Raw genomic sequence first — 26,443 nt, 5'->3', positions numbered from 1 at the left:
CGGACATTATAGGGAGATTACGGAGGCCGTCACCGGTTTCGCATCGCGTAGTTCGCGCGGCGTTCATATTGCGACGCGACTGTGCCATTACGACAACGCCCCGCGCACCTTTCGGCGCGCGGGGCGTTGTCAGGGCCGCATCGCTGCGGCCACAGAACAGCGGACGGCTATCAGGCGTTGGCTTCGCGCAAAACGGTGCGGCGCTTCTGGCGCAGCAGTTCTTCGTAGTTCTGCACGTAGCGCGCCGCCATCACCTTCGACGAGAAGCGCGTCTCGAACGTCTCGCGAACCTTCGCGCGCGACAGCGAGTCGAGGCGCTTCACGGCGGCGATCGCCGACAGTTCGTCTTCCACGACGAAGCCCGACACGCCGTTTTCGATCACTTCCGGCACCGAGCCGCGATTGAACGCGATTACCGGCGTGCCGCAGGCCATCGCCTCGATCATCACGAGGCCGAAGGGCTCCGGCCAGTCGATCGGGAACAGCAGCGCATGCGCGTTGCCGAGGAACTCGGTCTTCTCGGCCTCGCTGATTTCACCGATGTACTCGACGTGCGGCAGCGCGAAGAGCGGCTTGATCTCTTCTTCGTAGTAAGCGCGGTCGGCCTTGTCCAGCTTCGCGGCGATCTTGATCTTCATGCCCGCGGCCTGCGCGATGCGAATGGCGCGATCCACGCGCTTTTCCGGCGAGATGCGGCCGAGGAAGGCGAGATAGCCGGGCTTCACGTTCGGAATCGGCGTGAGCAGGTTTTCCGGCAGACCGTGGTACACCGTCGACAGCCAGTTGGCCTGCGGCAACGGCTGGCGCTGGTTGTCGGAAATCGACACCACGGGCACGTCGTTGAACGTGTTGAAGATCGGCTGCAGTTCCGGCAGGTCGAGACGGCCGTGCATCGTCGTCAGGAACGGCACCGGCTGGCGCGCGAACAGCGAGAACGGGTAATAGTCGATATGGAAGTGCAGCACGTCGAATTCGTCGGCGCGGCGGCGGACTTCTTCGAGCAGCAGCATGTGCGGCGCCATCGTGTCGCGGATGGTCGGGTCGAGACGCAGCGCTTGCGGCCAGAAGGCTTCGAGCTTCGCGGACGTTTGCGAATCACCGCTCGCGAAGAGCGTGACGTCGTGTCCGGCCTCGACAAGAGCCTCGGTCAGATAGGACACCACGCGTTCCGTGCCGCCGTAGAGCTTCGGCGGAACAGCCTCGTGGAGGGGCGCGATTTGAGCGATTCGCATGGTCGTGAAACTCCTAATAAAAGGTCAGGCAAGGTACGGCTGTCATGTTCGACGTCGGGAGCGAATCGCTCGGCTCGGGCGAAAGCGGGTCACGGCGCAGCGCGGCGGCGCAACGGCTGGTGCTCGAGTGAAAAAGCGTGGTCGCTGACCACTGGCTCCGGCGCGGCGATCGGACAAAGCAACTTCGGAGCCATATCTCAAAATCCGCCGCGCTCAGCAATAAACGCACTCGGCCTTCGGCGGTTGACGACTTCCTACAGAAAGCTGTCAAAAAAACTCGGTGAAAACCCGGAGCGAATTATGGAGCCTTTTACAGCACCGACCGGCAGTCATTTCAACTTATTTACCTTGTTACACCGGGGAAACATTTGGCAAACCCCTGTTTATTAAGGTTGTTCTACATTGGAGCACGTGCCGCCGCAGTGCACGGGAGGAAGCTCGCACTGTTTCATCCACGGAGATCGATCCGCGATGCTGGCGCAACCCGTGCTTGTATCGACGCTGCCGCGCAGACGCTTCCCGCCGCAGCGCCTCAAGCGCTGCGGGCAACGACAGCCGACGTTTCATCGCAAAATTGCGCGCGATATGCTTACAATGCGCGCCCAAGCCCGATGTGACGTGCCTTTGGTTCCAGGCAAGGCGCGAAGCGGTGTACGGACGGCAACATCCGCCGCGCATCATTTGCCTGAACGACGTGCGCACGCGCGGTTACTGGCTACAATTCAGCGATGGAGACGGCGCCGCGCCGCCTCGGTGTCGATGTCGATCGCGCCGGCCACGCCGACGCATCGGACAGACAGTGCATCCGCATGGCATCGCCCGAAGGCGCAGCACACGCTCAACCGCTTTACGACCCAAAAAGACCATTGGACCAACTCACCGTCTCCCAGCGTAACGCGCACAACGCCAAGCTCGCGAGCTATGCGCACCGTCCGCTCGCGTTCCTGATGCGCTACATCCGCCGGCATCCGATCGCCCATGCCATCGTGCTCGCGAGCGTGTTCGCGGCCGTCGGGTGCGCCCTCGCATCGCAATACGCGATCAAGCATCTGATCGACGTGCTCGGTCAAGGGCGCGGCCACCCCGGCCCGCTCTGGGGCGCGTTCATGATCCTCGTCGGCCTGATCGCCGCGGACAACCTGCTGTGGCGGGTCGGCGGCTGGGTCGGCGCGCACGTGTTCGTGATCGTCACGGGCGATCTGCGCAAAGATCTGTTCTCGTACTTGTCCGGGCATTCGCCGACGTATTTCTCCGAGAAGCAGCCCGGCATGCTCGCGAGCCGCATCACCGCGACCTCGAACGCCATTTACACGTCCGAAAACGTGATGGCCTGGAACGTCCTGCCGCCGTGCATCGCGGTGCTGGGCGCGATCGTGATGATCGTCGCGGTCAATCCGCTGATGGCCGCCGGTCTGATGGCCGCCTCCCTCATTCTCGCGCTCGTGCTCTATCGGCTCGCGAAGCGCGGCTCGGCGCGGCATCACAGCTTCGCATCGAAGGCGGCGTCGGTGGACGGCGAACTGGTCGACGTGATCGGCAACATGGCGCTCGTGCGCGCGTTCGGCATGACGTTCCGCGAGCAAAAACGTTTCGGCTCGACGGTCAAGGCCGAAATGGTGGCGCGTCAGCAGAGCCTGCTCTACCTCGAAAAGCTGCGGCTCTTTCACGCCGTGGTCACCGCGATTCTCTCCGCTGGTTTGCTCGGCTGGGCGCTTTGGCTATGGTCGCAAGGCCGCGCGACCTCGGGCGACATCGTGCTCGTCAGCTCGCTCGGCTTCACCATCCTGCACGGCACGCGTGATCTCGCCGTCGCGCTCGTCGATGTAACGCAGCACGTCGCGCGTCTCGCCGAAGCCGTGCAGACGCTGCTGGAACCGCACGGCATGCCGGATCGTTCGGATGCGACGGAACTCGTGCCGCAAGGCGGGCGCGTCGATTTCGAAGGCGTGACGTTCGCGTATCCGCGCCGCCGCCCGATTCTCGACAACTTCCATCTGCATATCGAGCCGGGGCAGCGCGTCGGCCTGATCGGCAAGTCGGGCGCGGGCAAGTCCACGGTGCTCGCGCTCCTGCAACGCTTTTACGAGACGCAGAAAGGCAGCATCAAGATCGACGGTCAGGATATCGCCGGCATCACGCAAGACAGCTTGCGTCACGCCATTGCGCTCGTGCCGCAGGATATTTCGCTGTTTCATCGCACGGTGTTCGAGAACATCGCTTATGGGCGTCCGGACGCGAGCCGCGAGGAAGTGCTCGCCGCCGCACGCGAGGCGCGCTGCACCGACTTCATCGAGGCGATGCCGGAAGGCTTCGATACGATCGTCGGCGATCGCGGCGTGAAGCTGTCGGGCGGTCAGCGCCAGCGGATCGCCATCGCACGGGCGATTCTGAAGAACGCGCCGATTCTGCTGCTCGACGAAGCCACATCCGCGCTCGACAGCGCCTCCGAGGAAGCGATCCAGCAGGCGCTCGACCGGCTGATGGTCGGCCGCACGGTGATCGCCATTGCGCACCGCCTGTCGACGCTGCAGAACTTCGACCGCATCATCGTGATGAGCGCAGGGCGCGTGATCGACGACGGCTCGCCGCAAGAACTGCGCGAGCGTCCGGGGCTGTATCGCGAACTCCTGGCGAAGCAGCACGGCAAGCTACCCTCCATCGTCGCAACGCCGCACAAGCAGCCGGCCTGACGCGAGTATCAAAAAAGCCGCGTTTCCTGATCGGGAAACGCGGCTTTTTTGCGTCTATCGCGCCTTCAGGTCGCGCAGGAAGTTGTCGCGCCACACCGATACATTGTTGTCGCGCAATTGCCCGTACATCTCGCGATGCCGCGCCCGGCGTTCGTCGAGCGGCATTGTGAGCGCGGTGGCGAGCGCGTCGGCCATGCCGTCTATGTCGAGCGGATTCACGATGAGCGCCGCCGTCAGCTCGCGCGCCGCGCCCGCAAACTGCGAAAGCACGAGCACGCCGGGATCGTCCGGATTTTGCGCGGACACGTACTCCTTCGCGACGAGGTTCATGCCGTCGCGCAGCGGCGTGACGAGGCCGACATGCGCCTCGCGAAACAGCGCCGCGAGCACGGGCCGCTCGTACTGCCGATGGATATAGCGGATCGGCGTCCAGTCCAACTCGGCGTACCGCCCGTTGATGCGCCCCGATTCCGCTTCGAGTTGCTGGCGGATGTCGCGGTAGGCTTCGACATCCGTGCGCGTCGGCGGCGCGATCTGAAGCAGGGACACGTTGTTGCGCTGCTCGGGATCGTGCTCGAAGAGGCGCTCGAACGCACGAAACCGCTCGACGAGCCCCTTCGAGTAATCCAGCCGGTCCACGCTCATCACGAGCTTGCGCTGGTGCAGCGTCTCCTTGACGATCTGCACGTCGCGCCCGCCCTCGCCGTCTTTCGCCAGCGCGCGCACTTCGTCCGGGTACACGCCGATGGGATACGCCGCCGCCTTCAGCGTCTGGCCGAACGCGCGAATCTCGACAGGCTTGCCCGCGTGCCGCGTGAGCGCGCCGTCCGCTTCCGTCTCGACGTAATCGCAAAAAGCGCGCACGTCCGGCTCTGTCTGAAAGCCGAGCAGATCGAACGCGCAAAGCGCCTCGACCAGTTCGCGATGACGCGGCACGCTCAACAGAATCTGCGACGCGGGAAACGGAATATGCAGGAAGAAGCCGATGCGATTCTCGACGCCGAGCGCGCGGAGCGCCTGCGCGAACGGAATCAGGTGATAGTCGTGAACCCAGATGACATCGTCGGGCCGGAGCAGCGGCGCGAGCCGCGCGGCGAGCCAGTGATTCACGCGGCAATAGCCGTCGTATTCGTGGCGATCGAACTCGATCAGATCAGGGCGATAGTGAAACGCGGGCCAGAGCGTCGCGTTCGAGAAACCGCGGTAGTACTGGTCGTAGTCGCGCCGCACGAGGCCGATGGTCGCGAACGTCACCGGTCCGTGCTCTTCCAGCGTGATGGCGTCGGGCGGCGTGGACAGCACTTCGCCGCTCCAGCCGAACCATACGCCGCCGGTTTCCTTGAGCGCGTCGTACACGCCGACCGCCAGGCCGCCCGCCGCCGGACCGCCCTCGGAAATTGGCGCGACCCGGTTCGAAACAATAATCAGACGGCTCACGCGTGCTTCCCCGCCGTTCCCGCGATCACTTGCAGCCAGTCGAGCAGCAACTCGACGGATTCGATCCGCGCGCGCGCCACCGTATCGCCCGGGCCGACTTTGATGGAGAGACCATCGAACTCATTGACGACCGCGAAGCCTTTCTCGTCCGTCAGGTCGTCGCCGATAAAGACAGGTTTTCGGCCCGTGAACGGCGGCTCGGCCATGAAGGCGCGCAACGCGCGGCCCTTGTCCACGTCCTTCGGCTTGATCTCGTAGACCATCTTGCCGGGCTGAAGCACGTAGGCATCGGCATAGTCGGCGACGAGGCGCTCGGCGGCCGCGCGCGCGGCCGGCTCGCGATCCGGCGCGTTGCGATAGTGCAGCGCGAGCGCCGCGCCCTTGATTTCGAGCAGCATGCCGGGATTCGCGCTCACCACGCCTTCCAGCACGTGCTCCATGCGCAGAAGCCGCGCGTCGTTGAAGCCGATGCGCTGGACGTCGCCGTTCGCGTCGCGGCGCTCGGCGCCGTGCATCCCCGCGACGGGCAGATCCGGAATCTGCAGAAACGAGTCGATATTGTCGATACCGCGCCCCGATACGACCGCGACAGCGTTGTTGGTCGCGCGTCGCAGCGCGGCGAGGATATCCGGCACCGAACGCGGCACGAAGATGCCATCGGGCGTGGACGCGAGTTCGACGAGCGTGCCGTCGAAATCGAAGAAGAAGGCGGTCTCGGTGAGAGACAGGGAGTCGGGAAGAATTTGCATCGATGATTGGCCTATGGTTTCCCTTTTGACGGCGCACACACAAGCGCCCGGAATCGTGCGCATCTTACGTGCGTCAGCTTTCGGCCTGGAAAGCCGGTCGAACTCCCGCGCGCCTTCAGCGAGCCTTCCGTTCGACTTGTACCGAGCTTTCAGCGCGACTGGATTGTGCGGCAAATCGTCTCAAAAATGGTCCGCAAAGTAGATCATGCGCCACCTCCGGCCGCAAAGGCGTGTATTTTGCGACAGATGTTCCTGCCGTCAAAGCCCGCCGCCCCTTGCGGCCCGATCCTTCCGATGCACACTCCGTTCCCCGCTTCACGTCCGACGCCGGCCGCGCGCTGGCGCCGTTTTGTCGCTCCGCTTGCTTTTCTGGCGCTGGCCGCGTGCTCGCAGCCGGGAGAGCCGTGGCACCTGACCGACGTTTCGGGACACTTGCCCGATCTGAATTTCTCGCTCACCGACGACAGCGGCGCTCCCGTCACCGGCCGCTCCTTCGACGGTCACACGACGCTCGTCTACTTTGGCTACACGCATTGCCCGGATGTCTGTCCCGAAACGATGGCGCGTCTGATGCAAGTCCTGCAACGCGTCGGACCGGACGCGGACAATGCGCGCGTCTTGTTCGTCTCCGTCGATCCGGCGCGGGACACGCCGCCGCTTTTGCGCGCTTACGTGCGCGCGTTCGACGAAAAGCACGCCGTCGGGCTGACCGGCAGCGACCGCGCCATCGAAGCCGTCGCGCAGCGGTATCGCATCGCGTATCAGATGGAAAAGCGCGATCCGAACGGCGCCTACGAGGTGTCGCACAGCTCAGGCGTCTATATCTTCGATCGCGACGGCCACGCGCGCCTGCTAGCGACCGACCGCGATTCCATCGACGCGATCGCCGCCGATCTGCGCCGCATCATTCATTCGAAGGACGCGTGACCATGAGCACGCTTTTGTATTGGCTGGACCCGTGGGAGCCGTCGCCGACGGTCGTGATCGCCGTGCTCGTCGCCGCGGTTCTGTTCGTGCGCGGCGCGCGGCATGCGCGGGTGTCGATCTCGCGGCACTTCGCCTTCTGGCTGGGCCTGGGCGCGCTGTATGTGGCGCTGCATACGCGGCTCGATTACTTCTTCGAGCACGAGTTCTTCATGCATCGGCTGCAGCATCTGGTGCTGCATCACCTCGGGCCGTTCTTGATCGCGCTGTCGTATCCCGGCGCGGCGCTGCGCGCGGGCGTGCCGTTCGCCTGGCGGCAACGGTGGCTGCGCCCGTTCACCGAGACACGAGCGGCGCGTGTGTTCTTCGATGTCGTATTCAATCCGGCCGTCGCCGTGCTGCTGTTCGTCGGGCTGATCTACTTCTGGTTGCTGTCGCCGATCCACTTCAAGGCGATGCTCGACGCCCGACTTTATCGCGTGATGAACTGGAGCATGGTGATCGACGGCCTGCTCTTCTGGTGGCTCGTGCTGGACCCGCGGCCCGCGCCGCCCGCGCGTCTCGCGCCGGGACGACGCATTCTTGTCGTGATCGCCGCCATTCCGCCGCAGATCATTCTCGGCGCGTTCATTTTCTTCACGCCGCGCGAGCTGTATCCGATCTATTCGATCTGCGGCCGCGCGTTCACCTGGATCACACCGATGCGCGACCAGCAGATCGGCGGCTTGCTGCTGTGGATTCCCGGCTCGATGATGAGCGTGATCGGCGCGTTGATCGCGCTGCGCCACTGGCTACGGCTCTCGGCGCGCTCGCGGCTGCGTCAGGAGCGCGCGGCGCCCGTCAAGCCGGTCAGCGTGATCGCGTCATAAGCCGATCATGACCCGAAACCAGGACGGCGCATCCATACGTGCGGGATGCCGTCCTCGTCGTGGACGCCCGACGACGGCACAAAGCCGAACGCGCCGTAGAACCGCTGCAAGTGCGCCTGCGCGTGCAGGCTGATCGGCTCGTCCGGCCATTGTTCGAGGATATGTTTGAGCGCGCGTTCGAGCATGGCGTTTCCGAGCTTCATGCCGCGAAACCCGGCGGTCGTCAGCACGCGTCCGATGCGCACGTCTTTCTCGCTCGCATCCGGATTGCCCGGCAGCAGCACGCGCAGATAGCCGGCGAGACGCGGGCGCTGTTCGCCGCTTCCGTACGCGAGCAGATGCCACGCGTTCGTATCGAGCCCGTCGATGTCGCCATACACGCAATTCTGCTCGACGACGAACACTGCGCTACGGGCCGCGAGCATGTCGTAGACTTCAGCGGGCGTCAGGTCGTCGAAGGGCTTCCAGCGCCATTGAATGTCGGAGAGTTGGTCGGTCATGAGAATAGGGATCGGATCGCACGGGCGTCCTGCGATTATGCCGCGCGGCCGGTTGCATCGGTGCAGAATGACGCGCCGATAAAGAAAAAGCCCTGACGGATCAGGGCTTTTCAAGTGGAGGCGCGAACCGGAGTCGAACCGGTCTAAACGGCTTTGCAGGCCGCTGCATAACCGCTTTGCTATCGCGCCGAAAGCGGTGTGGTGCGTACCGGTTGAACGACGCCGGCTGACTCACCAAACAAAAAGGGAAGCGTTGCTTCCCCTTTGACTGGAGCGGGAGACGAGTCTCGAACTCGCGACCTCAACCTTGGCAAGGTTGCGCTCTACCAACTGAGCTACTCCCGCGTAATCCTGCGCTGCTGCTTGCTATCTACTGCTGTTTCCGATACCGCTTCGCTCATGCGCTGCCTGCACCGAAAACTTCTAAACCTGGAGCGGGAGACGAGTCTCGAACTCGCGACCTCAACCTTGGCAAGGTTGCGCTCTACCAACTGAGCTACTCCCGCATGGACTTCTTTCCTGGCCACTTCGCTTGCTGCTTTGCGTCGCGCATCAGAGAAACGAGATTATGTAGAAGGAAAAGCCGCCTGTCAACTGTCTCGCCTGCGGTTTATGCGCATTCGACGCAATTTTTTGCATGGGGCCGGCGCCGGCTCACAACATGCCGCCGCGCTCCCGGATCTGCGGCCACGCGAGTTTCATGTAATAGAGCATGGACCAAACGGTGAGGAACGCCGCGACGTCGATGAGCCATAAGCCCCACACGCGCGTGTCCATGACCCAATGCGTGCCCGTGATGCGCAGCGGGCCATAGAACAGCAGCATCGGAATGGCGACCATCTGGCAGACGGTCTTGAACTTGCCGAGCGAATTGACGGCCACGCTCTTCGATGCGCCGATTTGCGCCATCCATTCGCGCAGCGCCGAAATCGTGATTTCGCGTCCGACGATCACCAGTGCAATGACCGCGTTCAGCCGCGAGAGCTGCACCAGCACGAGCAGCGCGGCCGTGACCATGAGCTTGTCGGCGACCGGATCGAGAAACGCGCCGAACGCTGACGTCTGATTGAGCTTGCGCGCGAGAAAGCCGTCGAACCAATCGGTGAGCGCGGCGAGCACGAAGATGATCATCGCGAGCAGGTTGCGATGCTCCAGGCTCAACATCATGTCCGGCAGATAGAACACGCCCACGACGAGCGGAATCAGCACGATTCGCAGCCACGTCAGAAAGATCGGTAAGTTGAACGGCATGGGCGTTTCAGCGAGTGAAGGACATGTAAGGGAGCCGCCATTGTGCCGCGTCGCCCGGATGCTCACAAGGCGCGCGCCCGGCCCCGCGCGGCTTGCGGCGGGCCGCGCGGCGGGGCTCTTCAATGCAACTGCCGGTAGATCTGCTGCGCGAGCGCAAGCGAGATGCCTTCCACGCTCGCCAGGTCTTCGACGCTCGCCGCCTGGACGCCGCGCAAGCCGCCGAAGCGCGAAAGCAGCCGCTGACGCCGTTTCGCGCCGACGCCTTCCAGTTCTTCGAGCCGCGACGTCTGGCGCGCCTTCGCGCGCTTCGCCCGCATGCCGGTGATGGCGAAGCGGTGCGCCTCGTCGCGAATCTGCGCGACGAGCATCAGCGCCGCGCTCTCCTTGCCGAGTTCGAGCGCCGGCCGCCCGTCCGCGAAAATCAGCGTCTCGAGTCCGACCTTGCGCCCCTCGCCCTTCGCGACGCCGACGAGCATGCCGTGATCGAGCCCGAGTTCCGAGAACACTTGCCGCGCGACCTCGACCTGCCCCTTGCCGCCGTCGATCAGCACGATGTTCGGCAGCGTGCCGCCCGCCGCGACCGCGGGCGCGGCGTCGGGCGTGACGTTGGGATCGGCGGCGTCTTCGGGTTGCAGTGCCGCCGCTTCCTCGTTCGCGTTGGCGGCCGCCTGCGCGACCATCTTCTCGTAGCGGCGCGTGAGGACCTGGCGCATCGCGGCGTAATCGTCGCCGGGCGTGATGCCGGTGATGTTGTAGCGGCGATATTCGCCCGTCTGCATCTTGTGATGGTGATACACGACGCACGACGCCTGTGTCGCTTCGCCCATCGTGTGACTGATGTCGAAGCACTCGATGCGCATCAGCGCGAGATCGTCCATGTCGAGCCCGAGCGTCTCGGCGAGCGAGCGCGTGCGCGCCTGCTGCGAGCCTTGCTCCGACAGAAGGCGTGCGAGCGCGAGCTTCGCGTTCTGCTCGGCCATCGAGAGCCAGACGCGCTTCTGGCCCTGCGGCTGACGCAGTAGCACGACCTTGTGCCCCGCCTGTTCGATGAGCAAATCGACGAGTTCGCGGCTCGGCGCATGCGTCACGATCAACACCGGCGGCACGCGATTGCCGATGTAATGCTGCGCCATGAAGGCTTCGAGCACTTCGGATTCCAGCGCGCCTTCACGCGGTTCGGGGGTGGCGTCGTCGGCTTTGGATTCTGTCTCTCTGGTGGCTTCGGCGTTGGCGCTGGCGTTGGCGAGGGCTTCGGCGTTGGCTTCGGCGTTGGCTTCGGCGTTGGCTTCGGCGTTGGCTTCGGCGTTGGCTTCGGCGTTGGCTTCGGCGTTGGCGTCGGCGTCGGCTGCGGCGTCGATAATCAAGCTCAAGTCGCCTTCCGCATCCGCCGCGACTTCGCCTTCCGCCACCTCGCCCGGCTCGCCATCCTCGATATCGTCCTCGTCACCGCCGAACGCCACCGCGCTCTCGACATGCGCCGGGAAATACGCCTTGTCGCCCAGATGCCGCCCGCCGCGCACCATCGCCAGATTGACGCATACCTTGCCCCCCAGCGCGATGACCGCAAGGATATCCACATCGCTGTCGCTGCCCACTTCGATTGCCTGCTGATGCAGCACCGTCGAGAGCGAGCTCATCTGGTTGCGCACGGCGGCCGCCTGCTCGAACTTGAGATCGGCGGCGAACGCGTGCATTTTCTGCTCGAGTTCCTTCATCACCTCGCCCTGCCGCCCGAGCAGAAATCGCGACGCGTTGGAGACGTCGCGGGCGTAGTCTTCCTCGGTGATGAGGCCGGTGCACGGCGCGGTGCATCGCCCGATCTGATGCAGGAGACACGGACGCGTGCGGTTGCTGAACACGGAGTCCTCGCACGTGCGCAACTGGAACACGCGCTGCAGAATCTGGATGCTCTCGCGCACGGCCCACGCGCTCGGAAACGGTCCGAAATACTGATTCTTCTTGTCTACCGCGCCGCGGTAATAGGCCATGCGCGGGAACTGATGACCGGTGAGCTTGAGAAACGGATACGACTTGTCGTCGCGAAACAGGATGTTGTAGCGCGGCGCAAGCGCCTTGATCAGATTGTTTTCGAGCAGCAGCGCCTCGGCCTCCGAGCGCGTCACCGTCGTCTCGATCTTGCGGATGCGCGTGACCATCATCGCGATGCGCGGCGAGTGCAGCGTCTTCGTGAAATAGCTCGACACGCGCTTTTTCAGGTTGCGCGCCTTGCCGACGTAGAGCACGTTGCCGTCGACGTCGTAATAGCGGTACACGCCCGGCAGATGCGGCAGTTGCGCGAGCGTCTTCTTCGGGTCGAATGCGGAATCAGGGGCGTCGGTTTGAGTCATGCAGCGAATATCGCGACGAAGCGCGAAGGGACAAGGGAGGCGGCGAGCCTTGGGGCGGACGGTATCTTAGAATCGCCAGTTTAGAACATTACCGCGCGGTCCCGCCGGCCGTCCTCTCGCCATGTCATCCGCCTACACGACTTCTTGCTCGCGGGAACTCGCCTGCGATATCTTCTGCGCGGTCGTCGACAATTTCGGCGATATCGGCGTGTGCTGGCGGCTCGCGCGTCAGCTGCGCGCGGAACATGGCTGGCGCGTGCGGCTTTTCGTCGACGACCTCGCGGTCTTTCACGCGCTCTGCCCGGCCGTCGATGCGTCGCTCGCGCGGCAGGAAGCGGCGGGCGTCGTCATCGAGCACTGGCGCGAGCCCGCGCATGCCGGCGACACGCTGCAGATCGCCGACGTCGTCGTCGAAGCGTTCGCCTGCGAGCTGCCGCACGCGTATATCGCGGCGATGGCGCGTCGCGAGCGCAAACCGGTGTGGATCAATCTGGAGTATCTGAGCGGCGAGGACTGGGTCGCGGACTTTCATCTTCGGCCTTCGCCGCACCCGCGCTATCCGCTCGACAAGACTTTCTTTTTCCCGGGCCTCGGCGCGGGCACCGGCGGCGTGCTGAAGGAGCGTGATCTCGATGCCGCCCGCACGCGCTTCGATGCGCAGGCGTGGTGGCACGAGCGCGTGGGCATCGCGCGACCGGACGACGGCGCGACCGTCGTCTCACTTTTCGCGTATGAAAACCCCGCCGTCGATTCCCTGCTCGCACAATGGCGCGACGGCGCGGCGCCCATCGTTCTCCTCGTGCCAGAGGGGCGCATTTCCGGCGCGGTCGCGCGTTTCTTCGGGTTGCCTCGATTCGCGACGGGCACATCGGCGCGGGCTGGCGCGCTTCAGGCGCACGCGCTCGGTTTCGTCGAGCAGCCGCGTTTCGACGAACTGCTGTGGGCGTCCGACATCAACTTCGTGCGCGGCGAAGATTCCTTCGTGCGCGGGCAATGGGCGAGAAAGCCGTTCGTCTGGCACATCTACCCGCAAGCCGACGACGCGCACCTGCCGAAGCTCGACGCCGCGCTCGCGCATGTCACGCGCGGGCTGTCTCCCGCAGCCGAGCAGTCGATCGGCCGCTTCTGGCACGCATGGAACGGCGCGGGAACGCCCGATTGGGCAGACTTCTGGCGGCATCGCGGCGACTTCGAGTCGCGTGCGGAGCGTTGGGCCGACGAGTTGGCGAGCATCGGCGATCTGGCCGGCAATCTGGTCGCGCATGTGGCAGCCCGGATGGCGGCGTGAAGGCGCGGATCGCTGTATCGCCCGCGCCGCCTGGGACCCGCACGCCGCTCGCCCGCTCGCCAAATGAGCAAAAACTCAGTTAAAATAAGCGGTTATCCGATAAGCGGGCGCGCTTTTAGCGGGTCATTCAGCCGTATAAGGCAGGTGCTGCGAACAGCGCCGCGCGTCTGAAAGCGCCGCAAGTCCGATCAGCCAAATTCAGCAGTAATTCAGCCATACCTGGCCATATTCATTCGTAAGGATCCAGTTTTATGAAGACCGCACAAGAACTCCGCGTCGGCAACGTCGTCATGATCGGCAACGATGCCATGGTCGTGCAGCGCGCCGAATACAACAAATCCGGCCGTAACGCAGCGGTCGTGAAGATGAAGTTCAAGAACCTGCTGACCAACGCCGGCATGGAAACCGTCTATAAGGCGGACGACAAGTTCGACGTCGTCGTGCTCGACCGCAAGGAAGTGACGTACTCGTACTTCGCTGACCCGATGTACGTCTTCATGGACGCGGACTACAACCAGTACGAAGTCGAAGCCGAAATGATGGGCGACGCGCTCAACTACCTCGAAGACGGCATGGCGTGCGAAGTCGTGTTCTACAACGAGAAGGCCATCTCGGTCGAACTGCCGACCACGCTGGTTCGCGAAATCGTCTACACCGAACCGGCCGTCAAGGGCGACACGTCTTCGGGCAAGGTGCTGAAGACCGCCAAGCTGCATACCGGCTTCGAACTGCAAGTGCCGCTCTTCTGCAACATCGGCGACAAGATCGAAATCGACACCCGCACGAACGAATACCGCAGCCGCGCGTAAGACGTAAGCCTTACGTCCTCGCGCCGCGTGCGGGCGGCGGTTCCGAACCGCCCCGCATCGCCGTTACGAAAAAGCGCCCCATCGCGGGCGCTTTTTCTTTTGCATGAATATTTTGACAAATTCAGGCAAACTTTACCGGTCATCGTTGCCATCTTCATATGGGTGCGTTGGACCGGTTTCCATCCTTCGCGCGCTTTCTGTCAGGAAATCAAGCACCGCGGCGCGGTCAGTCGGGAAATAGTCAATTGGCACAGTTCCTGCTCAGTTCGCTTGATACGGACTAAACAACACGACATGCGCAACTCGCCATTCATTCTTGGCCGACTGGTGATCGTCGCGACGCTTGCTTTTCCCGCCTTCGGCCTGATCGCGGGCTGCAAGTCGACACCGACCACGGAGTCCGCCGGCGATTACGCGTCCGATGCCTCGGTGACTGCGCGGGTGAAAGCTGCACTCCTGGCCGACCCGGGATTGAAATCGCTCGCAGTGAGCGTGTCGACGTATCGCGGTGTCGTCGTGTTGTCCGGAAACGTGAACTCGGAGGAACAGATTCAGAAGGCAGTCGCCGTAACCCGCAGCGTGTCGGGGGTGCAATCCGTCAACAACGATCTGCACGTGAAGCCGCAATGACGCAATAGCTCCATCCAATCGCAGGACAAAAACAAAACCGCAGCGGGATGCTACGCGCCGATCCGATGTTCGACCGAGACGAGACGCCGCAATCCGCCCACGAGCGCCCGAGTTTCAAGCGCCGCCCTCGCCCGGCGACGCATGCGGCAACGGCAAATTACAGTCCATCTTGATACGTTGTGTCTGCCATGCCACACGCTCTGATTGTCGAAGACGATCCCAATAGCCTTTCTGGCCTGTCCGCGATCCTGTCCGCCGACGGTTTTTCCGTCGACACCGCCACGACGCTCGCCGAAGCCCGCGCCGCATTGACGCGCTTCATTCCCGACGTCGTGCTGATCGACCTGAACCTGCCCGACGGCAGCGGACTCGACCTCCTGCCGAGTCTGCCCTCGCAACCGCCCGACGGCGCGCTTCCCGTTATCGTGATGACGGGCAATGCCACGGTCGAAAGCGCGATCGAAGGCTTGCGCCACGGCATCTGGGATTACTTGCTGAAGCCCGTCAACATTCCGCGCTTGCGCAGCCTGCTCGCGCGCATTCCGCGCCCCTACGAGTTGACCGAAGAAGTCCAGGCGCTGCGCTCGACGCTGCGCGAACTCGGTCATTTCGGCGACATGCTCGGGCGCAGCGTGCCGATGCAGCACGTCTACGACCAGATCGAGCACACCGCGCCGACCGAAGCCGCCGTGCTCATCTCCGGCGAGCCGGGCACGGGCAAGAAGCTCGCGGCACGCACGATCCATGAACTCAGCCGCCGTCGCAAGGGGCCGTTCGTCAGCTTCGACTGCTCGACGATCCGTGAGGAAGGCGCGCACCGTTCGATGGACAGCATCCTGTTCGGCCACGAGCGCAACGCGTTCGCCGGCGCGGAGAACCGCGAGCCGGGTCTGCTCGAACAGGCGGGCGGCGGCACGCTGTTTCTCGATCAGATCGATGCGCTGCCCGCCGCGCAGCAGGAAGCCTTGCTGCGCGCGCTCGACTCGCAGACGTTCATGCGCGTCGGCGGCAGCAATCGAATCATGACGGACTTCCGCCTGATCGCGGCGTCGCGCACGCCTGTACGCGATGCAGTGTCGAGCGGCGCGCTGCGCGAAGACTTGTTCCAGCGCCTGTCGGCCTCGTCCATCGTGCTGCCGCCGCTGCGCGAACGCGACGACGACATCGCGCTGATGGCCGAGCAGTTCGTCGACGAGCTGAACCGCGAGAACCACATCGCGGGTATCACGAGCGGATCGCCGAAGCGCATCAGCCCGGCGTTCCTGCGCGAATGCCTTGCGAACGAATGGCCCGGCAACGTGCGCGAAATGCGCGAGCGCGTGCGGCGCGCCTACCACGCGTCGGGTGAAACGATCGAGACGCTGCGCGTCGACGAGCCGGGCGGAGTCGGCGGACGCGGTCTCAACGGCAGCAGCGTTCAGGTGACGGTCGGCACGGCGCTCGCGGATGTCGAGGACATGCTGATTCGCGCGACGCTGGAGGCAGTCGGCGGCACGCGGCATCGGGCGGCAACGTTGCTCGGCATCAGCCCGAAGACGCTCTATAACAAGCTGCAGCGTATGAAGCTGGAATCGTCTTAAAGCGGCGCCAGTCGCCGAATGAAAACGCCACGGCAATCAACTTGCCGTGGCGTTTTGTCATTTGGGCCAGTGGTTCAGCCCAGCGCAGTTTGCACGAGCTGACGCGCGGCCTGATATTCCGGCTGGCTTTGCAGCTTACTCCAGCGCAGCGCCTTGCCGCGCGGACGCATCTGTTTGATGCGTTGCTGCGACGCCCTCGTCGGCGTGAAGCGCAGTTGCTCCAGCACCTTGCCCGCCTCTTCGGGCTGATTGCAGATCAACACCATATCGCAGCCGGCAGTGAGCGCGGCCGTCGCAGCTTCGGTGAGCGTGCCGCCCGCGCGGGCGGCTTCCATCGAGAGATCGTCGCTGAAAATGGCGCCGTTGAAACCCAGCTTGCCGCGCAGAACGTCCTGCAGCCAAATGCGCGAGAAACCGGCGGGCTTGTCGTCCACTTGCGTGTAGATCACGTGCGCCGGAATCACCGACGCGAGCGAAAGCCCAAGCCAGTCATACGGACGCACGTCGGCGGCGAGAATCTCTTCGAGCGGGCGATCGTCCGTCGGCAGCGCGACGTGCGAATCCGCCGCCGCGAAGCCGTGCCCCGGAAAGTGCTTGCCGCAGTTCGCCATGCCCGCGAGCGCGAGACCGTGATTCAGGCTTTTTGCGAGCATCGTCACGACGCGCGGGTCGCTATGCAGCGCGCGGTCGCCGATCACCTGCGATTGTCCGTAGTCCAGATCGAGCACCGGCGTGAAGCTCATGTCGATGCCGCACGCGCGCAACTCCGAAGCCAGCACGTAACCGAACGCCGTCGCCGCCTTGCTCGCGGCCAGCACGTCGCGATCCCACAACGCGCCGAGCTTGCCCGGCGCGGGCAGCACGGTGAAGCCGTCGGTGCGAAAACGCTGCACGCGGCCGCCTTCGTGGTCGACCGCGATCAGAATGTCGTCGCGCACCGCGCGGATCGCGTCGGTGAGCGCCACCAGTTGCGCGCGGTCCTGGAAATGCCGCGCGAAGAGAATGATGCCGCCCGTCATCGGATGCGACAGGCGTTCGATATCCGCGTCGGTGAGCGTCGTGCCGGCGACGTCGAACATGACGGGGCCGGGAATGCGTTTCATCGGATTCAATTGGCTTCTTGTTGTGGTGAATGTGTGATGGTGGCGCAGCTCACGCCTTGTCGGCGACTTCCGCGATAACGAAAGTCACCGCGTAGTCCCGCTCGTCGCTGAGCGTTACTTGCGCCGTGATGCCGCGCTCGGCGAGCCATTCGGCCAGTTCGCCCGATGCCACGATCACCGGCTTGCCGCTCGGTTCGTTGAGCGTCTGCAGCGCGCGCCAGGTCATCGGCCAGCGCATGCCGAGTCCGATGGCCTTCGAGAACGCTTCCTTCGCGGAAAAGCGCGTGGCGAGAAACGCGAGCCCGCGCACTTCCGAGCGCGCGCGCCGTGCGTGATAGATGCGCAGTTCGTCCGGGCCGAGCACTTTCTCGGCAAAGCGCCCGTTGGTGCGCTCCATGACGCCCGCGACGCGGCTTACTTGCACGAGGTCCGTGCCGATTCCGTAGATCGCCATGGCCGCGCTCAGCGCTTCGATTGCGCGGCGAGACGCGAAGCGACCATGATCGCCTTCATCTCGCGCACCGCGTTGTCCCAGCCAGCGAAAATCGCGTGCGCGACGATCGCATGTCCGATGTTCAACTCGACGATGCCATCGAGCGCGGCGATCGGCTGCACGTTGGTGTAATGCAGGCCGTGGCCCGCGTTCACTTTCAGCCCGAGCGAATTGCCGAACTCGACGCTTCTCGCGACGCGCTCGAATTCGCGCTGCTGCTCGGCTTCGTCGTGCGCTTCGGCATAGCGCCCCGTATGCAGTTCGATGACCGGCGCGCCCGCTTCCTTCGCCGCGCGGATCTGCGTTTCGTCAGGGTCGATGAAAAGCGACACGCGGCTGCCCGCGCCCGCGAGCTGCGCGCACGCGGCCTTCACGGCGTCGAACTGGCCCGCAACGTCGAGGCCGCCTTCCGTCGTCAATTCCTGACGCTTTTCCGGCACGAGGCAGACATCATGCGGCTCGATCTCGCACGCGATGTCGAGCATTTCGCGCGTCACGGCGCATTCCAGATTCATGCGCGTCTTGAGAAGCGGACGCAGCGTTCGAACGTCGGCATCGACGATATGACGGCGATCTTCGCGCAGATGCAGCGTGATGGCGTCCGCGCCCGCTTCTTCGGCGGCGAGCGCGGCGCGAATGGGATCGGGATACGACGTGCCGCGTGCGTTGCGCAGCGTGGCGACGTGATCGATGTTCACGCCGAGATCGATCACGCTCGCGGGCGATGAAAGAAAGAAGCTCATAGGTTTTGCAGGTCGATCAGAATCTGACGGGTGGCGAGCGGCGCGCCGCCCAGATGATAGTTGAGCAGAAAGCGCATCAAAGTCTTACTCTGCGTGCCGGTCTGCGGGCTGCTGTAGTCATCGCGCTCCATGTCGATCAGCGTCTGCCCCGCGATGACCGGCCATTGCGCAGGGAGATCGTCGGAGGCTTCGCGCACGCCGCGCTCGGGATCGAAGGTATAGCGGCCTTCGGGCAGCACGGCCTCACGCGTCACGGTGTGCGTGAGCGCCATCGCGTAGCCGGTTTCGCGCAACAGCACGCGCTCGAAGGAACGCAACACCTGCACGGCGGGCTCGTCGTGCGCGAGCCGCGACAGCGTCAGCACATAGTGATTGAAAAGCGCGGGATGCGGGTCCTCGCGCGCGCAGAACTTGACGAGCAACTCGTTGACATAGAAGCCGCACAGGAGCGCGTCGCCGCGCAGCGGCAGCATGCCGCCGACCCATTCGGCGGTGGTCAGCGTGCGGACTTCGCCTTTGCCGGTCCACGAAAGGCCGAGCGGCTGGAAGGTTTGCAGCACGCCGCGCAGCGCGGAATGCGGCCGCTTCGCGCCCTTCGCGACGAGCGCAATGCGCCCGTGATCGCGCGAGAACACGTCGATGATGAGACTCGTCTCGCGATACGGATAGCTGTGCAGCACGAAGCCCGGCTGCTCGCTGACGCGAAAGTCGGAGCGCGGGCGCGGGCGCGGGCGTTGCGCGTTCGTGCCGGCGGCAGCCGACGACGATGCCCGCCGCCGTTTCGGCGCGGGGCGCTCGCTCGCGCCGGAATCGTCCTCGGGACGATCGTCGGCGGGCGGGGTCATCCACGCGTCGTTCGAGCCGGCGTCCATGAGCGTCGTCCCGACCTCACTCGTAGCCGTAAGCGCGCAGGCCTGCTTCGTTGTCGGCCCAGCCGCTTTTCACTTTGACGAAGGTCTCGAGATACACGGGACCGTCGAAAAGCTTTTCCATGTCGAGCCGCGCCTCGGTGCTGATCTGCTTCAGCTTCGCACCCTTCTGGCCGATGATCATCGCCTTGTGGCCGTCGCGCTCCACGAGAATGGTCGCGAACACGCGGCGCAGGCGCCCTTCGGTTTCGAACTTGTCGATAAGCACGGTGCTCGTGTAGGGCAACTCGTCGCCGGTCCAGCGGAACACTTTCTCGCGCAGGATTTCCGCCGCGAGAAAGCGTTCGCTACGGTCGGTCAGATCGTCCTCGCCGTAGATCGGCTCGCCTTCCGGCAGATACGGCTTGACGACGGACATGAGCCGCTTGATGTCGTCCGGATTCTTGGCCGAGAGCGGCACGATTTCGCGGAAGTCGCGCCGCGCGGACATCTGCTGCATGAACGGAAAAAGCGAATCCTTGTCGCCGACGCGGTCGAGTTTGTTCGCGATCAGAAGCGTCGGCGTGCCGGCCGGAATCAGATCGAGCACTTTCTCGTCGTCGGGGCCGAAGCGGCCGGCTTCGATCACGAACAGGATCGCATCCACCGAAGTCAGCGTGGACGTCACCGCGCGATTCAGCGAACGGTTGAGCGCGCCGCTGTGGCGCGTCTGGAAGCCGGGCGTGTCGACGAAGATGTACTGCGCGTCGTCGAACGTGTTGATGCCGGTGATGCGATGGCGCGTCGTCTGCGCCTTGCGCGACGTAATGCTCACCTTCTGGCCGACGAGCGCGTTAATGAGCGTCGATTTGCCGACGTTGGGCCGGCCCACGATTGCGACCATGCCGCAGCGGAAACCGGAAGATGTGGGAGCGTTCATAGTGGTGTGCGGCGAAGGTTCGTTGAGCGCGATGTTGCGATGGCGCGATGGCGCATGGGCGGCTGAATGCGCGTCAGTGGCCGGCGTCGGCGGCGCGCACGACGCGGCTGGCCGGGGCGTCGTCGCTGGCGGTGCTGCGCGCGTCGTCGGTGGGCGGCGCGCTGTCGGCGCTGGCATCCGGCGTTTGCGCCGCTTCGCTCTTCACCGCCTTCTCCGGGCGATGGATGACGTGCCGCTCGGGCTTCTCGGCGGCTGCATACGACGCAGCGGACGGCTCGACGTGCGTTGCGCGGATGACGGCAAGCGGCGCCGCAGGCGTTTGCTCGGCGGACGCATTCGCATCGGCGGAATGGTTGCGCTGACGATCGCGCTCGCGGCGCTCCGGCGAGCGCAAGTCGAGCGCGGCCTGCACGCCGGTGACGCCCGGCACGACTTCGACGTGCGCGAGCTTGGCGGCGCGCGCGCCCTTGCGCTTCGGCTTCACGCCGAGCGTGGGCGCCGCGGCCATGACTTCATCGAGCGCCTTCTTGGCCGCCGCCTGTTCCGCCGCGCGGCGGCTCGCGCCGGAGCCGGACACTTTCACATCGAGCTTGGGCACCGAGCATTCGACTTCGAATTGCTGATTGTGCGCGGCGCCGTGCGTCGCGACCACCGTATAAGTCGGCAACGCGATCTTGTGACCCTGCAGATATTCCTGAAGCAGCGTCTTCGCGTCCTTGCCGATGGTGCGCGGATCGATGTGATCCAGCACCGGCGTATAGAGACGTTTGATGACGGCGAACGCGGCGTCGAAGCCGCCGTCGAGAAAGATCGCGCCGAAGATGGCTTCGAGCGTGTCCGCCAGAATCGACGGACGCCGGAAGCCGCCGCTGCGTAATTCGCCCTCGCCCAGACGCAGGCCTTCGGACACGTTGAGCGCCTGCGCGATTTCGTAAAGCGATTGCTGTTTGACGAGATTCGCCCGCACGCGCGAGAGATCGCCTTCGTCGAGCTTGCTGAATCGTTGGAACAAAAGCGCCGCCACCACGCAATTGAGAACGGAGTCGCCGAGGAATTCGAGCCGTTCGTTGTGCGTGGCGCTGTGACTGCGGTGGGTCATCGCCTGGCGCAGCAATTCCGCATTGCGAAATTCGTACTGCAGCCGGCTTTCCAACGGAGAAGATGGCATGGACAGAGTATAACGCGCCCGCGCAGGCGGCCGATTCCGCCCGGCGAGCCGGGAAAACGCGTGGCGAGACGGTCTTAGCCGCGCTTCTTCACGCCATTTCGAAGCAGCGCCGACGCGTGCGCGACGGCACCGCGATGAATCACTCGAACGAGCCGATGCGCTTCAGGTTGCTGAAGTTCATCCAGATGAAGAACGCGCGGCCGACGATGTTGTTATCCGGCACGAAGCCCCAGTAGCGGCTGTCGGCGCTGTTGTCGCGGTTGTCGCCCATCATGAAGTAATGGCCCGGCGGCACCTTGCAGGTCACGCCTTGCGCGTTGTAGACGCAGTTGTCGCGATACGGAAAGTCGTCCGCGCCGACGACGAACGGCGGCACTTGCGGATTGTTCAGGATGGCGTTCTTGCGGCCGTTGAGATCTTCGACGAATTGCTTTGCGTAGCCGATGCGCTCGTCGTCGAAGTAGTCCGGCTGCGGCGTTTCCGGCACCGGCTTGCCGTTGATCGTGAGCTGCTTGTTTTCGTACGCGACGGTATCGCCCGGCAGGCCGATTACGCGCTTGATGTAGTCGACCGATTCGTCTTTCGGATAGCGGAACACGACGACATCGCCGCGCGTGAGTGGCTTGCCTTGCGTCAGCTTCGTGTTGCTGATCGGCAGGCGCAGACCGTACTCGTATTTGTTCACAAGAATGAAGTCGCCGACGAGCAGCGTCGGCACCATCGACCCGGACGGAATCTTGAACGGCTCGATGATGAACGAGCGCACGACGAACACCGCGAGAATCACCGGGAAGAAGCTGGCCGTGTATTCGAGCCACCACGGCTGGCGCAGCGCCTCGTTGCGCAGGCGCGCGCGCGTCTGATCGGCGTTTTCATCGGCGAAACGCTCGCCGACGCGTTCCTGCTGGCGGTCGAACTCGGCGACCGCCGCGTCCGCGGCGCGCCGGCGCTGCTTAACGAACACCAGTTTGTCCAGCACCCATGCAATGCCCGTCACCACGACGAGGATCAAGAGAATCAATGCGAAATTCATCAATCGCTTCCAGTTGTTATCGTCGGTTGTTGTTCTGCGCCTGCCAGCGCGCGAACGTCACTCGTCCACGCGCAGGATGGCGAGGAAAGCCTCTTGCGGAATTTCGACCGAGCCGACCTGCTTCATGCGCTTCTTGCCCGCCTTCTGCTTTTCGAGCAGCTTCTTCTTACGCGTGATGTCGCCGCCATAGCACTTCGCCAGCACGTTCTTGCGCAGCGCCTTGATGTTCTCGCGAGCGATGATGTTCGAGCCGATGGTCGCCTGAATCGCCACGTCGTACATCTGGCGCGGGATCAGTTCGCGCATCTTTGACGCCACTTCGCGGCCGCGGCTCTGGCTCTGCGAGCGGTGGACGATGACGGATAGCGCGTCGACCTTGTCGCCGTTGATCAGCATGTCGACCTTCACGACATCCGCCGCGCGGTATTCCTTGAACTCGTAGTCCATCGACGCATAGCCGCGCGAGGTCGACTTCAGGCGGTCGAAGAAATCCAGCACGATTTCCGCCATCGGGATTTCGTAGGTCAACTGCACCTGACGGCCGTGATACTGCATGTTGATCTGCTGGCCGCGCTTGTTCGTGCAGAGCGTGATGACGGAGCCGACATACTCCTGCGGCATATACAGATTCACCGTGACGATCGGCTCGCGCACTTCCTCGATCTTCGAAGGCTCCGGCATCTTCGCGGGATTCTCGACCGAGATCGTGGTGCCGTCGCGCTGGACGACCTCATAAATCACCGTCGGCGCGGTGGTGATGAGGTCCATGTCGAATTCGCGCTCCAGCCGTTCCTGCACGATCTCCATGTGCAGGAGGCCGAGGAAGCCGCAGCGGAAACCGAAGCCCAACGCCTGCGACACTTCCGGCTCGAATTGCAGCGACGCATCGTTCAGCTTGAGTTTCTCGAGCGATTCGCGAAGCGCGTCGTATTGATTCGCTTCGACCGGATAAAGCCCCGCGAAAACCTGCGGCTTCACTTCCTTGAAGCCCGGCAGCGGCTCGGCGGCCGGACGATTCGCAACCGTCACCGTGTCGCCGACCTTCGCGGCCGTCAGTTCCTTGATGCCCGCGATGACGAAGCCGACTTGCCCCGCCGACAATTGCGAGAGGTTCGTCGACTTCGGCGCGAATACGCCCAGATGCTCGACCGGATACTGCGCGCCGGTCGCCATCATCTTGATCTTGTCCTTCGGCTTGAGCGTGCCGTTGAAAATGCGCACGAGCATCACGACGCCGACGTAGTTGTCGAACCACGAGTCGATAATGAGCGCCTGCAGCGGCGCGTCGGGATCGCCCTTCGGCGGCGGCACTTTCGCGATCAGCGATTCCAGCACGTCTTCCACGCCGAGGCCGGTCTTCGCGCTGCAATGCACGGCGTCCGTCGCGTCGATGCCGATCACGTCTTCGATCTCGGCGATCGCGTTTTCCGGATTCGCAGCCGGCAAGTCGATCTTGTTCAGCACCGGCACGACTTCGACGCCCAGTTCGATGGCCGTATAGCAATTCGCAACGGTCTGGGCCTCGACGCCCTGACTGGCATCGACGACGAGCAGCGCGCCCTCGCAAGCGGAAAGCGAACGGCTGACTTCGTACGAGAAGTCGACATGTCCGGGGGTATCGATCAGATTGAGGTTGTAGACCTGGCCGTCGCGCGCCTTGTAGGTGAGCGCCGCTGTTTGCGCCTTGATCGTGATGCCGCGCTCGCGTTCCAAGTCCATCGAATCGAGCACCTGCGCTTCCATCTCACGATCGGACAGGCCGCCGCACAACTGGATGATGCGGTCCGCCAGCGTGGACTTGCCGTGATCGATGTGCGCAATGATCGAGAAGTTACGAATATGATTCATTCAGTGCCGATCAAGCGAAAAAGGCGCGCCCTCACACATGCGGAGCACGCCTTGAAAAATTGGGGGAAAACTTCTGCATTTTAGCCGAAAAGGGGGTGCACAGGCGTTTTCGGCGTGCGGCGGTTTCAAGCGCGCCGCGCCGAGAGCGCCGAATGGACGGCTTGCGCGTCCAGCCGGTGCTCACACAACTCAAGGCCGTCCAGCATCAGCACCGGCACACGCTCGTTGTAGCGCGCTTCCAGGAGTGGATCTTCGTCGATGTCGATCCACTCGATCGCCGCGTTGAAGCGTTGGGCAATCGGCTCAAGCTCGGCGCGCATGTCCTCACAGAGATGGCACCACGCGCGGCCGTAGAGAACGAACCGCGCGCCTTCGTGCCTCGTCATTGCGGCGTCACTTCTGCGCCGGCACGCGCGGGCGCACTGGCACGAACTGCGTGTTGTCGCCACGGCGCACGAGAATCGCGACCATCTTGCTCGCGTCCAGACCTTGCGCGACCGATTCGAACTGCTTTGCGCTCGTGATGTCCGTGTCGCCGATCCGCATGATGATGTCGCCCTTCTGGAAGCCCGCGCGAGCCGCCGGCCCTTCAACCGCATCCACCTGCACGCCGCTCGTGAGCTTGAGCGCCTTCTTCTGGTCGGCCGGAATGTCGCTCACCGCGAGGCCGAGCGAATTGCTCGCGCGCTCCTTCGGCTGCGGCGCGCGGCGCTGCTCGGTCTTCGCGACCTTATCCGGCTGCATTTCCGCGATGGTGATCGGCAGATCGCGCGACTGGCCCTTGCGCCAGATCGTGATCGTCGCTTTCATGCCCGGCTTGCTGTCGCCGACCATGCGCGGCAGGTCGGTCGCCGTATCCACGTTCGCGCCGTTGAACTTGAGGATGATGTCGCCCGGCTGGATGCCCGCCTTGTCGGCCGGACCGCCCGCCTCGACGCTGCTGACGAGCGCGCCCTGCGCCTTCGGCAAGCCGAGCGAATCGGCCACGTCCTTCGTCACTTCGCCGATGGCGACGGCAATACGGCCGCGCGTGACCTTGCCCGTCGTCTTCAGCTGATCCGCGACGCGCATCGCCTCGTCGATCGGAATGGCAAACGAAATGCCCATGAAACCGCCGGTGCGGCTGTAGATCTGCGAATTGATGCCGATGACCTCGCCCGCCATGTTGATGAGCGGACCGCCCGAATTGCCAGGATTCACCGCGACGTCGGTCTGGATGAACGGCAGGTAATCGCCCGTGTCGCGGCCCTTCGCGCTGACGATGCCGGCCGTCACCGTGTTGTCGAGGCCGAACGGCGAGCCGATGGCGAGCACCCATTCGCCGACCCGCACCTTGTTCGAATCGCCGATGGTGATGGCCGGCAGATTCGACGCGCTGATCTTAACGACCGCGACGTCCGTGCGCTCGTCCACGCCGACGAGCCGCGCCTTGAACTCGCGCTTGTCCGTGAGCGTGACGTAGATGGTGTCCGCGTCGTCGACGACGTGTGCGTTGGTCATCACGTAGCCGTCCGTCGACAGGATGAAGCCCGAGCCGACGCCGCTGCTCTGCTCCGAGTTGTCCTGACTGTCGTCGGGCGGAATGCTGCGGCTGCCGCCTTTGCCCTGATCGCCTCCGCTGCCGCCACCGCCGTTACCGCCGCCACCCCCGCCACCGTTACCGCGCGGCGAGCCCGGCTGCCCCGGCATCGGGATGCCGAAGAAGCGCCGGAAGAACTCGGACATGTCGCCTTCGTCGAGGCCCGGCGGTAAGCCGCGCATCTCGCCCGACGAACCGACGCGCGACGTCGTGCGGATGTTCACGACCGAAGGCCCGACTTTGTCGACGAGCGACGTGAAGTCCGGCAGGTTCACCGTGGGCGCTGCCGCCGCCGTATGCGAAATGAACGGCAGGCACACGGCGAGCGCCGCGGCCGCGATGAACTTGCGCAGCGAGTAGTTGCTCATGGATGGAAGGCCG

The 26,443-nt window shown here is 64.2% G+C and carries 23 protein-coding genes and 3 tRNA genes; 7 read left to right on the top strand and 19 right to left on the bottom strand.

Translation table 11 applies throughout. The features are described 5' to 3' along the window. Window positions 1-170: 170 nt before the first annotated feature. Entirely contained in the window at window positions 171-1,232 is a 1,062-nt protein-coding gene (locus tag P9239_RS08970; RefSeq protein ID WP_309750121.1) for a glycosyltransferase family 4 protein, read from the bottom strand. 809 nt (window positions 1,233-2,041) lie between these two features. Here P9239_RS08970 and P9239_RS08965 point away from each other — a divergent pair. Then, window positions 2,042-3,922 (top strand): ABC transporter ATP-binding protein, encoded by a 1,881-nt coding sequence (locus P9239_RS08965; RefSeq protein ID WP_309753951.1) that lies wholly within the window; start codon window positions 2,042-2,044, stop codon window positions 3,920-3,922. Between the two features lie 54 nt (window positions 3,923-3,976). Here the strand turns inward: P9239_RS08965 and otsA are convergent, their stop codons facing one another. Further along, window positions 3,977-5,359 carry an alpha,alpha-trehalose-phosphate synthase (UDP-forming) gene (otsA, locus tag P9239_RS08960; RefSeq protein WP_309750120.1) on the bottom strand — a complete coding sequence of 461 codons (1,383 nt, stop codon included), beginning with the start codon at window positions 5,357-5,359 and terminating at the stop codon, window positions 3,977-3,979. After that, on the bottom strand, window positions 5,356-6,108 hold the full coding sequence (gene otsB / locus P9239_RS08955; protein WP_309750119.1) for a trehalose-phosphatase: 753 nt from the start codon (window positions 6,106-6,108) through the stop codon (window positions 5,356-5,358). The genes otsA and otsB overlap by 4 nt, the downstream gene beginning before the upstream one ends. A gap of 294 nt (window positions 6,109-6,402) precedes the next feature. Between otsB and P9239_RS08950 the strand changes: the two genes are divergently transcribed. Together P9239_RS08950 and P9239_RS08945 are read left to right on the top strand one after the other, a co-directional pair. Continuing rightward, a complete protein-coding gene (locus tag P9239_RS08950; protein ID WP_309750118.1) occupies window positions 6,403-7,035 on the top strand; it encodes an SCO family protein in 633 nt (210 codons plus the stop codon). 2 nt (window positions 7,036-7,037) lie between these two features. Then, on the top strand, window positions 7,038-7,901 hold the full coding sequence (locus P9239_RS08945; protein WP_309750117.1) for a cytochrome c oxidase assembly protein: 864 nt from the start codon (window positions 7,038-7,040) through the stop codon (window positions 7,899-7,901). A gap of 5 nt (window positions 7,902-7,906) precedes the next feature. On the opposite strand, the gene P9239_RS08940 is transcribed toward P9239_RS08945, so the two are convergent. From P9239_RS08940 to uvrC, 6 genes are all read right to left on the bottom strand, one after another. After that, window positions 7,907-8,401 (bottom strand): GNAT family N-acetyltransferase, encoded by a 495-nt coding sequence (locus P9239_RS08940; RefSeq protein WP_309750116.1) that lies wholly within the window; start codon window positions 8,399-8,401, stop codon window positions 7,907-7,909. A gap of 115 nt (window positions 8,402-8,516) precedes the next feature. Beyond that, window positions 8,517-8,590 (bottom strand) — tRNA-Cys (locus P9239_RS08935). A gap of 80 nt (window positions 8,591-8,670) precedes the next feature. Next, window positions 8,671-8,746 (bottom strand) — tRNA-Gly (locus P9239_RS08930). Between the two features lie 85 nt (window positions 8,747-8,831). Continuing rightward, window positions 8,832-8,907: transfer RNA gene (locus P9239_RS08925), tRNA-Gly, on the bottom strand. Between the two features lie 148 nt (window positions 8,908-9,055). Continuing rightward, the gene (pgsA, locus tag P9239_RS08920) at window positions 9,056-9,652 is read right to left on the bottom strand and encodes a CDP-diacylglycerol--glycerol-3-phosphate 3-phosphatidyltransferase (protein ID WP_309750115.1); all 597 of its coding nucleotides are present in this window, start codon (window positions 9,650-9,652) and stop codon (window positions 9,056-9,058) included. 119 nt (window positions 9,653-9,771) lie between these two features. Continuing rightward, the gene (gene uvrC, locus P9239_RS08915; RefSeq protein ID WP_309750114.1) at window positions 9,772-12,000 is read right to left on the bottom strand and encodes an excinuclease ABC subunit UvrC; all 2,229 of its coding nucleotides are present in this window, start codon (window positions 11,998-12,000) and stop codon (window positions 9,772-9,774) included. A gap of 121 nt (window positions 12,001-12,121) precedes the next feature. Between uvrC and earP the strand changes: the two genes are divergently transcribed. The 4 genes from earP to P9239_RS08895 all read left to right on the top strand — a co-directional run bounded on the left by earP (window position 12,122) and on the right by P9239_RS08895 (window position 16,307). Beyond that, a complete protein-coding gene (gene earP, locus P9239_RS08910) occupies window positions 12,122-13,288 on the top strand; it encodes an elongation factor P maturation arginine rhamnosyltransferase EarP (RefSeq protein WP_309750113.1) in 1,167 nt (388 codons plus the stop codon). Between the two features lie 251 nt (window positions 13,289-13,539). Beyond that, entirely contained in the window at window positions 13,540-14,097 is a 558-nt protein-coding gene (efp, locus tag P9239_RS08905) for an elongation factor P (RefSeq protein ID WP_175944441.1), read from the top strand. A 294-nt stretch (window positions 14,098-14,391) separates the two neighbouring features. Further along, window positions 14,392-14,727 carry a BON domain-containing protein gene (locus tag P9239_RS08900; protein ID WP_309750112.1) on the top strand — a complete coding sequence of 112 codons (336 nt, stop codon included), beginning with the start codon at window positions 14,392-14,394 and terminating at the stop codon, window positions 14,725-14,727. Window positions 14,728-14,915: 188 nt separating this feature from the next. Continuing rightward, on the top strand, window positions 14,916-16,307 hold the full coding sequence (locus P9239_RS08895) for a sigma-54 dependent transcriptional regulator (RefSeq protein WP_309750111.1): 1,392 nt from the start codon (window positions 14,916-14,918) through the stop codon (window positions 16,305-16,307). A gap of 74 nt (window positions 16,308-16,381) precedes the next feature. Here P9239_RS08895 and nagZ read toward each other — a convergent pair whose 3' ends face one another. From nagZ to P9239_RS08845, 10 genes are all read right to left on the bottom strand, one after another. Then, a complete protein-coding gene (nagZ, locus tag P9239_RS08890; RefSeq protein ID WP_309753949.1) occupies window positions 16,382-17,410 on the bottom strand; it encodes a beta-N-acetylhexosaminidase in 1,029 nt (342 codons plus the stop codon). A gap of 49 nt (window positions 17,411-17,459) precedes the next feature. Then, a complete protein-coding gene (gene acpS / locus P9239_RS08885) occupies window positions 17,460-17,864 on the bottom strand; it encodes a holo-ACP synthase (RefSeq protein ID WP_309750110.1) in 405 nt (134 codons plus the stop codon). An 8-nt stretch (window positions 17,865-17,872) separates the two neighbouring features. Beyond that, window positions 17,873-18,646, bottom strand: a complete 774-nt coding sequence (gene pdxJ / locus P9239_RS08880; protein WP_309750109.1) for a pyridoxine 5'-phosphate synthase — start codon at window positions 18,644-18,646, stop codon at window positions 17,873-17,875. Further along, window positions 18,643-19,518 (bottom strand): DNA repair protein RecO, encoded by an 876-nt coding sequence (gene recO, locus P9239_RS08875; protein WP_309750108.1) that lies wholly within the window; start codon window positions 19,516-19,518, stop codon window positions 18,643-18,645. Before recO ends, pdxJ begins: the two co-directional genes overlap by 4 nt. Before the next feature lie 16 nt (window positions 19,519-19,534). After that, window positions 19,535-20,434, bottom strand: coding sequence for a GTPase Era (gene era / locus P9239_RS08870; protein WP_309750107.1), 900 nt, complete (start codon window positions 20,432-20,434; stop codon window positions 19,535-19,537). Window positions 20,435-20,507: 73 nt separating this feature from the next. Beyond that, a complete protein-coding gene (gene rnc / locus P9239_RS08865) occupies window positions 20,508-21,602 on the bottom strand; it encodes a ribonuclease III (RefSeq protein WP_309750106.1) in 1,095 nt (364 codons plus the stop codon). A 139-nt stretch (window positions 21,603-21,741) separates the two neighbouring features. After that, window positions 21,742-22,635 carry a signal peptidase I gene (lepB, locus tag P9239_RS08860; RefSeq protein ID WP_309750105.1) on the bottom strand — a complete coding sequence of 298 codons (894 nt, stop codon included), beginning with the start codon at window positions 22,633-22,635 and terminating at the stop codon, window positions 21,742-21,744. A gap of 57 nt (window positions 22,636-22,692) precedes the next feature. Continuing rightward, window positions 22,693-24,483: a translation elongation factor 4 gene (lepA, locus tag P9239_RS08855; protein WP_175944461.1), complete on the bottom strand. Its 1,791-nt coding sequence runs from the start codon at window positions 24,481-24,483 to the stop codon at window positions 22,693-22,695. A gap of 125 nt (window positions 24,484-24,608) precedes the next feature. Continuing rightward, window positions 24,609-24,869 (bottom strand): glutaredoxin family protein, encoded by a 261-nt coding sequence (locus tag P9239_RS08850; protein WP_309750104.1) that lies wholly within the window; start codon window positions 24,867-24,869, stop codon window positions 24,609-24,611. A 7-nt stretch (window positions 24,870-24,876) separates the two neighbouring features. After that, window positions 24,877-26,430 carry a DegQ family serine endoprotease gene (locus tag P9239_RS08845; protein WP_309750103.1) on the bottom strand — a complete coding sequence of 518 codons (1,554 nt, stop codon included), beginning with the start codon at window positions 26,428-26,430 and terminating at the stop codon, window positions 24,877-24,879. Between the last annotated feature and the right edge of the window lie 13 nt (window positions 26,431-26,443).

The organism is Caballeronia sp. LZ062 (assembly GCF_031450785.1).
GTDB lineage: Bacteria > Pseudomonadota > Gammaproteobacteria > Burkholderiales > Burkholderiaceae > Caballeronia.
This window is presented reverse-complemented; position numbering and strand designations above follow the sequence as displayed.

What these genes read in the sequence shown, in the direction of transcription:
- P9239_RS08970 (WP_309750121.1), bottom strand. Translation starts at nt 1,232, where the DNA reads ATGCGAATCGCTCAAATCGCGCCCCTCCACGAGGCTGTTCCGCCGAAG.
- P9239_RS08965 (WP_309753951.1), top strand. Translation starts at nt 2,042, where the DNA reads ATGGCATCGCCCGAAGGCGCAGCACACGCTCAACCGCTTTACGACCCA.
- otsB (WP_309750119.1), bottom strand. Translation starts at nt 6,108, where the DNA reads ATGCAAATTCTTCCCGACTCCCTGTCTCTCACCGAGACCGCCTTCTTC.
- P9239_RS08950 (WP_309750118.1), top strand. Translation starts at nt 6,403, where the DNA reads ATGCACACTCCGTTCCCCGCTTCACGTCCGACGCCGGCCGCGCGCTGG.
- P9239_RS08945 (WP_309750117.1), top strand. Translation starts at nt 7,038, where the DNA reads ATGAGCACGCTTTTGTATTGGCTGGACCCGTGGGAGCCGTCGCCGACG.
- P9239_RS08940 (WP_309750116.1), bottom strand. Translation starts at nt 8,401, where the DNA reads ATGACCGACCAACTCTCCGACATTCAATGGCGCTGGAAGCCCTTCGAC.
- pgsA (WP_309750115.1), bottom strand. Translation starts at nt 9,652, where the DNA reads ATGCCGTTCAACTTACCGATCTTTCTGACGTGGCTGCGAATCGTGCTG.
- uvrC (WP_309750114.1), bottom strand. Translation starts at nt 12,000, where the DNA reads ATGACTCAAACCGACGCCCCTGATTCCGCATTCGACCCGAAGAAGACG.
- earP (WP_309750113.1), top strand. Translation starts at nt 12,122, where the DNA reads ATGTCATCCGCCTACACGACTTCTTGCTCGCGGGAACTCGCCTGCGAT.
- efp (WP_175944441.1), top strand. Translation starts at nt 13,540, where the DNA reads ATGAAGACCGCACAAGAACTCCGCGTCGGCAACGTCGTCATGATCGGC.
- P9239_RS08900 (WP_309750112.1), top strand. Translation starts at nt 14,392, where the DNA reads ATGCGCAACTCGCCATTCATTCTTGGCCGACTGGTGATCGTCGCGACG.
- P9239_RS08895 (WP_309750111.1), top strand. Translation starts at nt 14,916, where the DNA reads ATGCCACACGCTCTGATTGTCGAAGACGATCCCAATAGCCTTTCTGGC.
- nagZ (WP_309753949.1), bottom strand. Translation starts at nt 17,410, where the DNA reads ATGAAACGCATTCCCGGCCCCGTCATGTTCGACGTCGCCGGCACGACG.
- acpS (WP_309750110.1), bottom strand. Translation starts at nt 17,864, where the DNA reads ATGGCGATCTACGGAATCGGCACGGACCTCGTGCAAGTAAGCCGCGTC.
- pdxJ (WP_309750109.1), bottom strand. Translation starts at nt 18,646, where the DNA reads ATGAGCTTCTTTCTTTCATCGCCCGCGAGCGTGATCGATCTCGGCGTG.
- recO (WP_309750108.1), bottom strand. Translation starts at nt 19,518, where the DNA reads ATGGACGCCGGCTCGAACGACGCGTGGATGACCCCGCCCGCCGACGAT.
- era (WP_309750107.1), bottom strand. Translation starts at nt 20,434, where the DNA reads ATGAACGCTCCCACATCTTCCGGTTTCCGCTGCGGCATGGTCGCAATC.
- rnc (WP_309750106.1), bottom strand. Translation starts at nt 21,602, where the DNA reads ATGCCATCTTCTCCGTTGGAAAGCCGGCTGCAGTACGAATTTCGCAAT.
- lepB (WP_309750105.1), bottom strand. Translation starts at nt 22,635, where the DNA reads ATGAATTTCGCATTGATTCTCTTGATCCTCGTCGTGGTGACGGGCATT.
- lepA (WP_175944461.1), bottom strand. Translation starts at nt 24,483, where the DNA reads ATGAATCATATTCGTAACTTCTCGATCATTGCGCACATCGATCACGGC.
- P9239_RS08850 (WP_309750104.1), bottom strand. Translation starts at nt 24,869, where the DNA reads ATGACGAGGCACGAAGGCGCGCGGTTCGTTCTCTACGGCCGCGCGTGG.
- P9239_RS08845 (WP_309750103.1), bottom strand. Translation starts at nt 26,430, where the DNA reads ATGAGCAACTACTCGCTGCGCAAGTTCATCGCGGCCGCGGCGCTCGCC.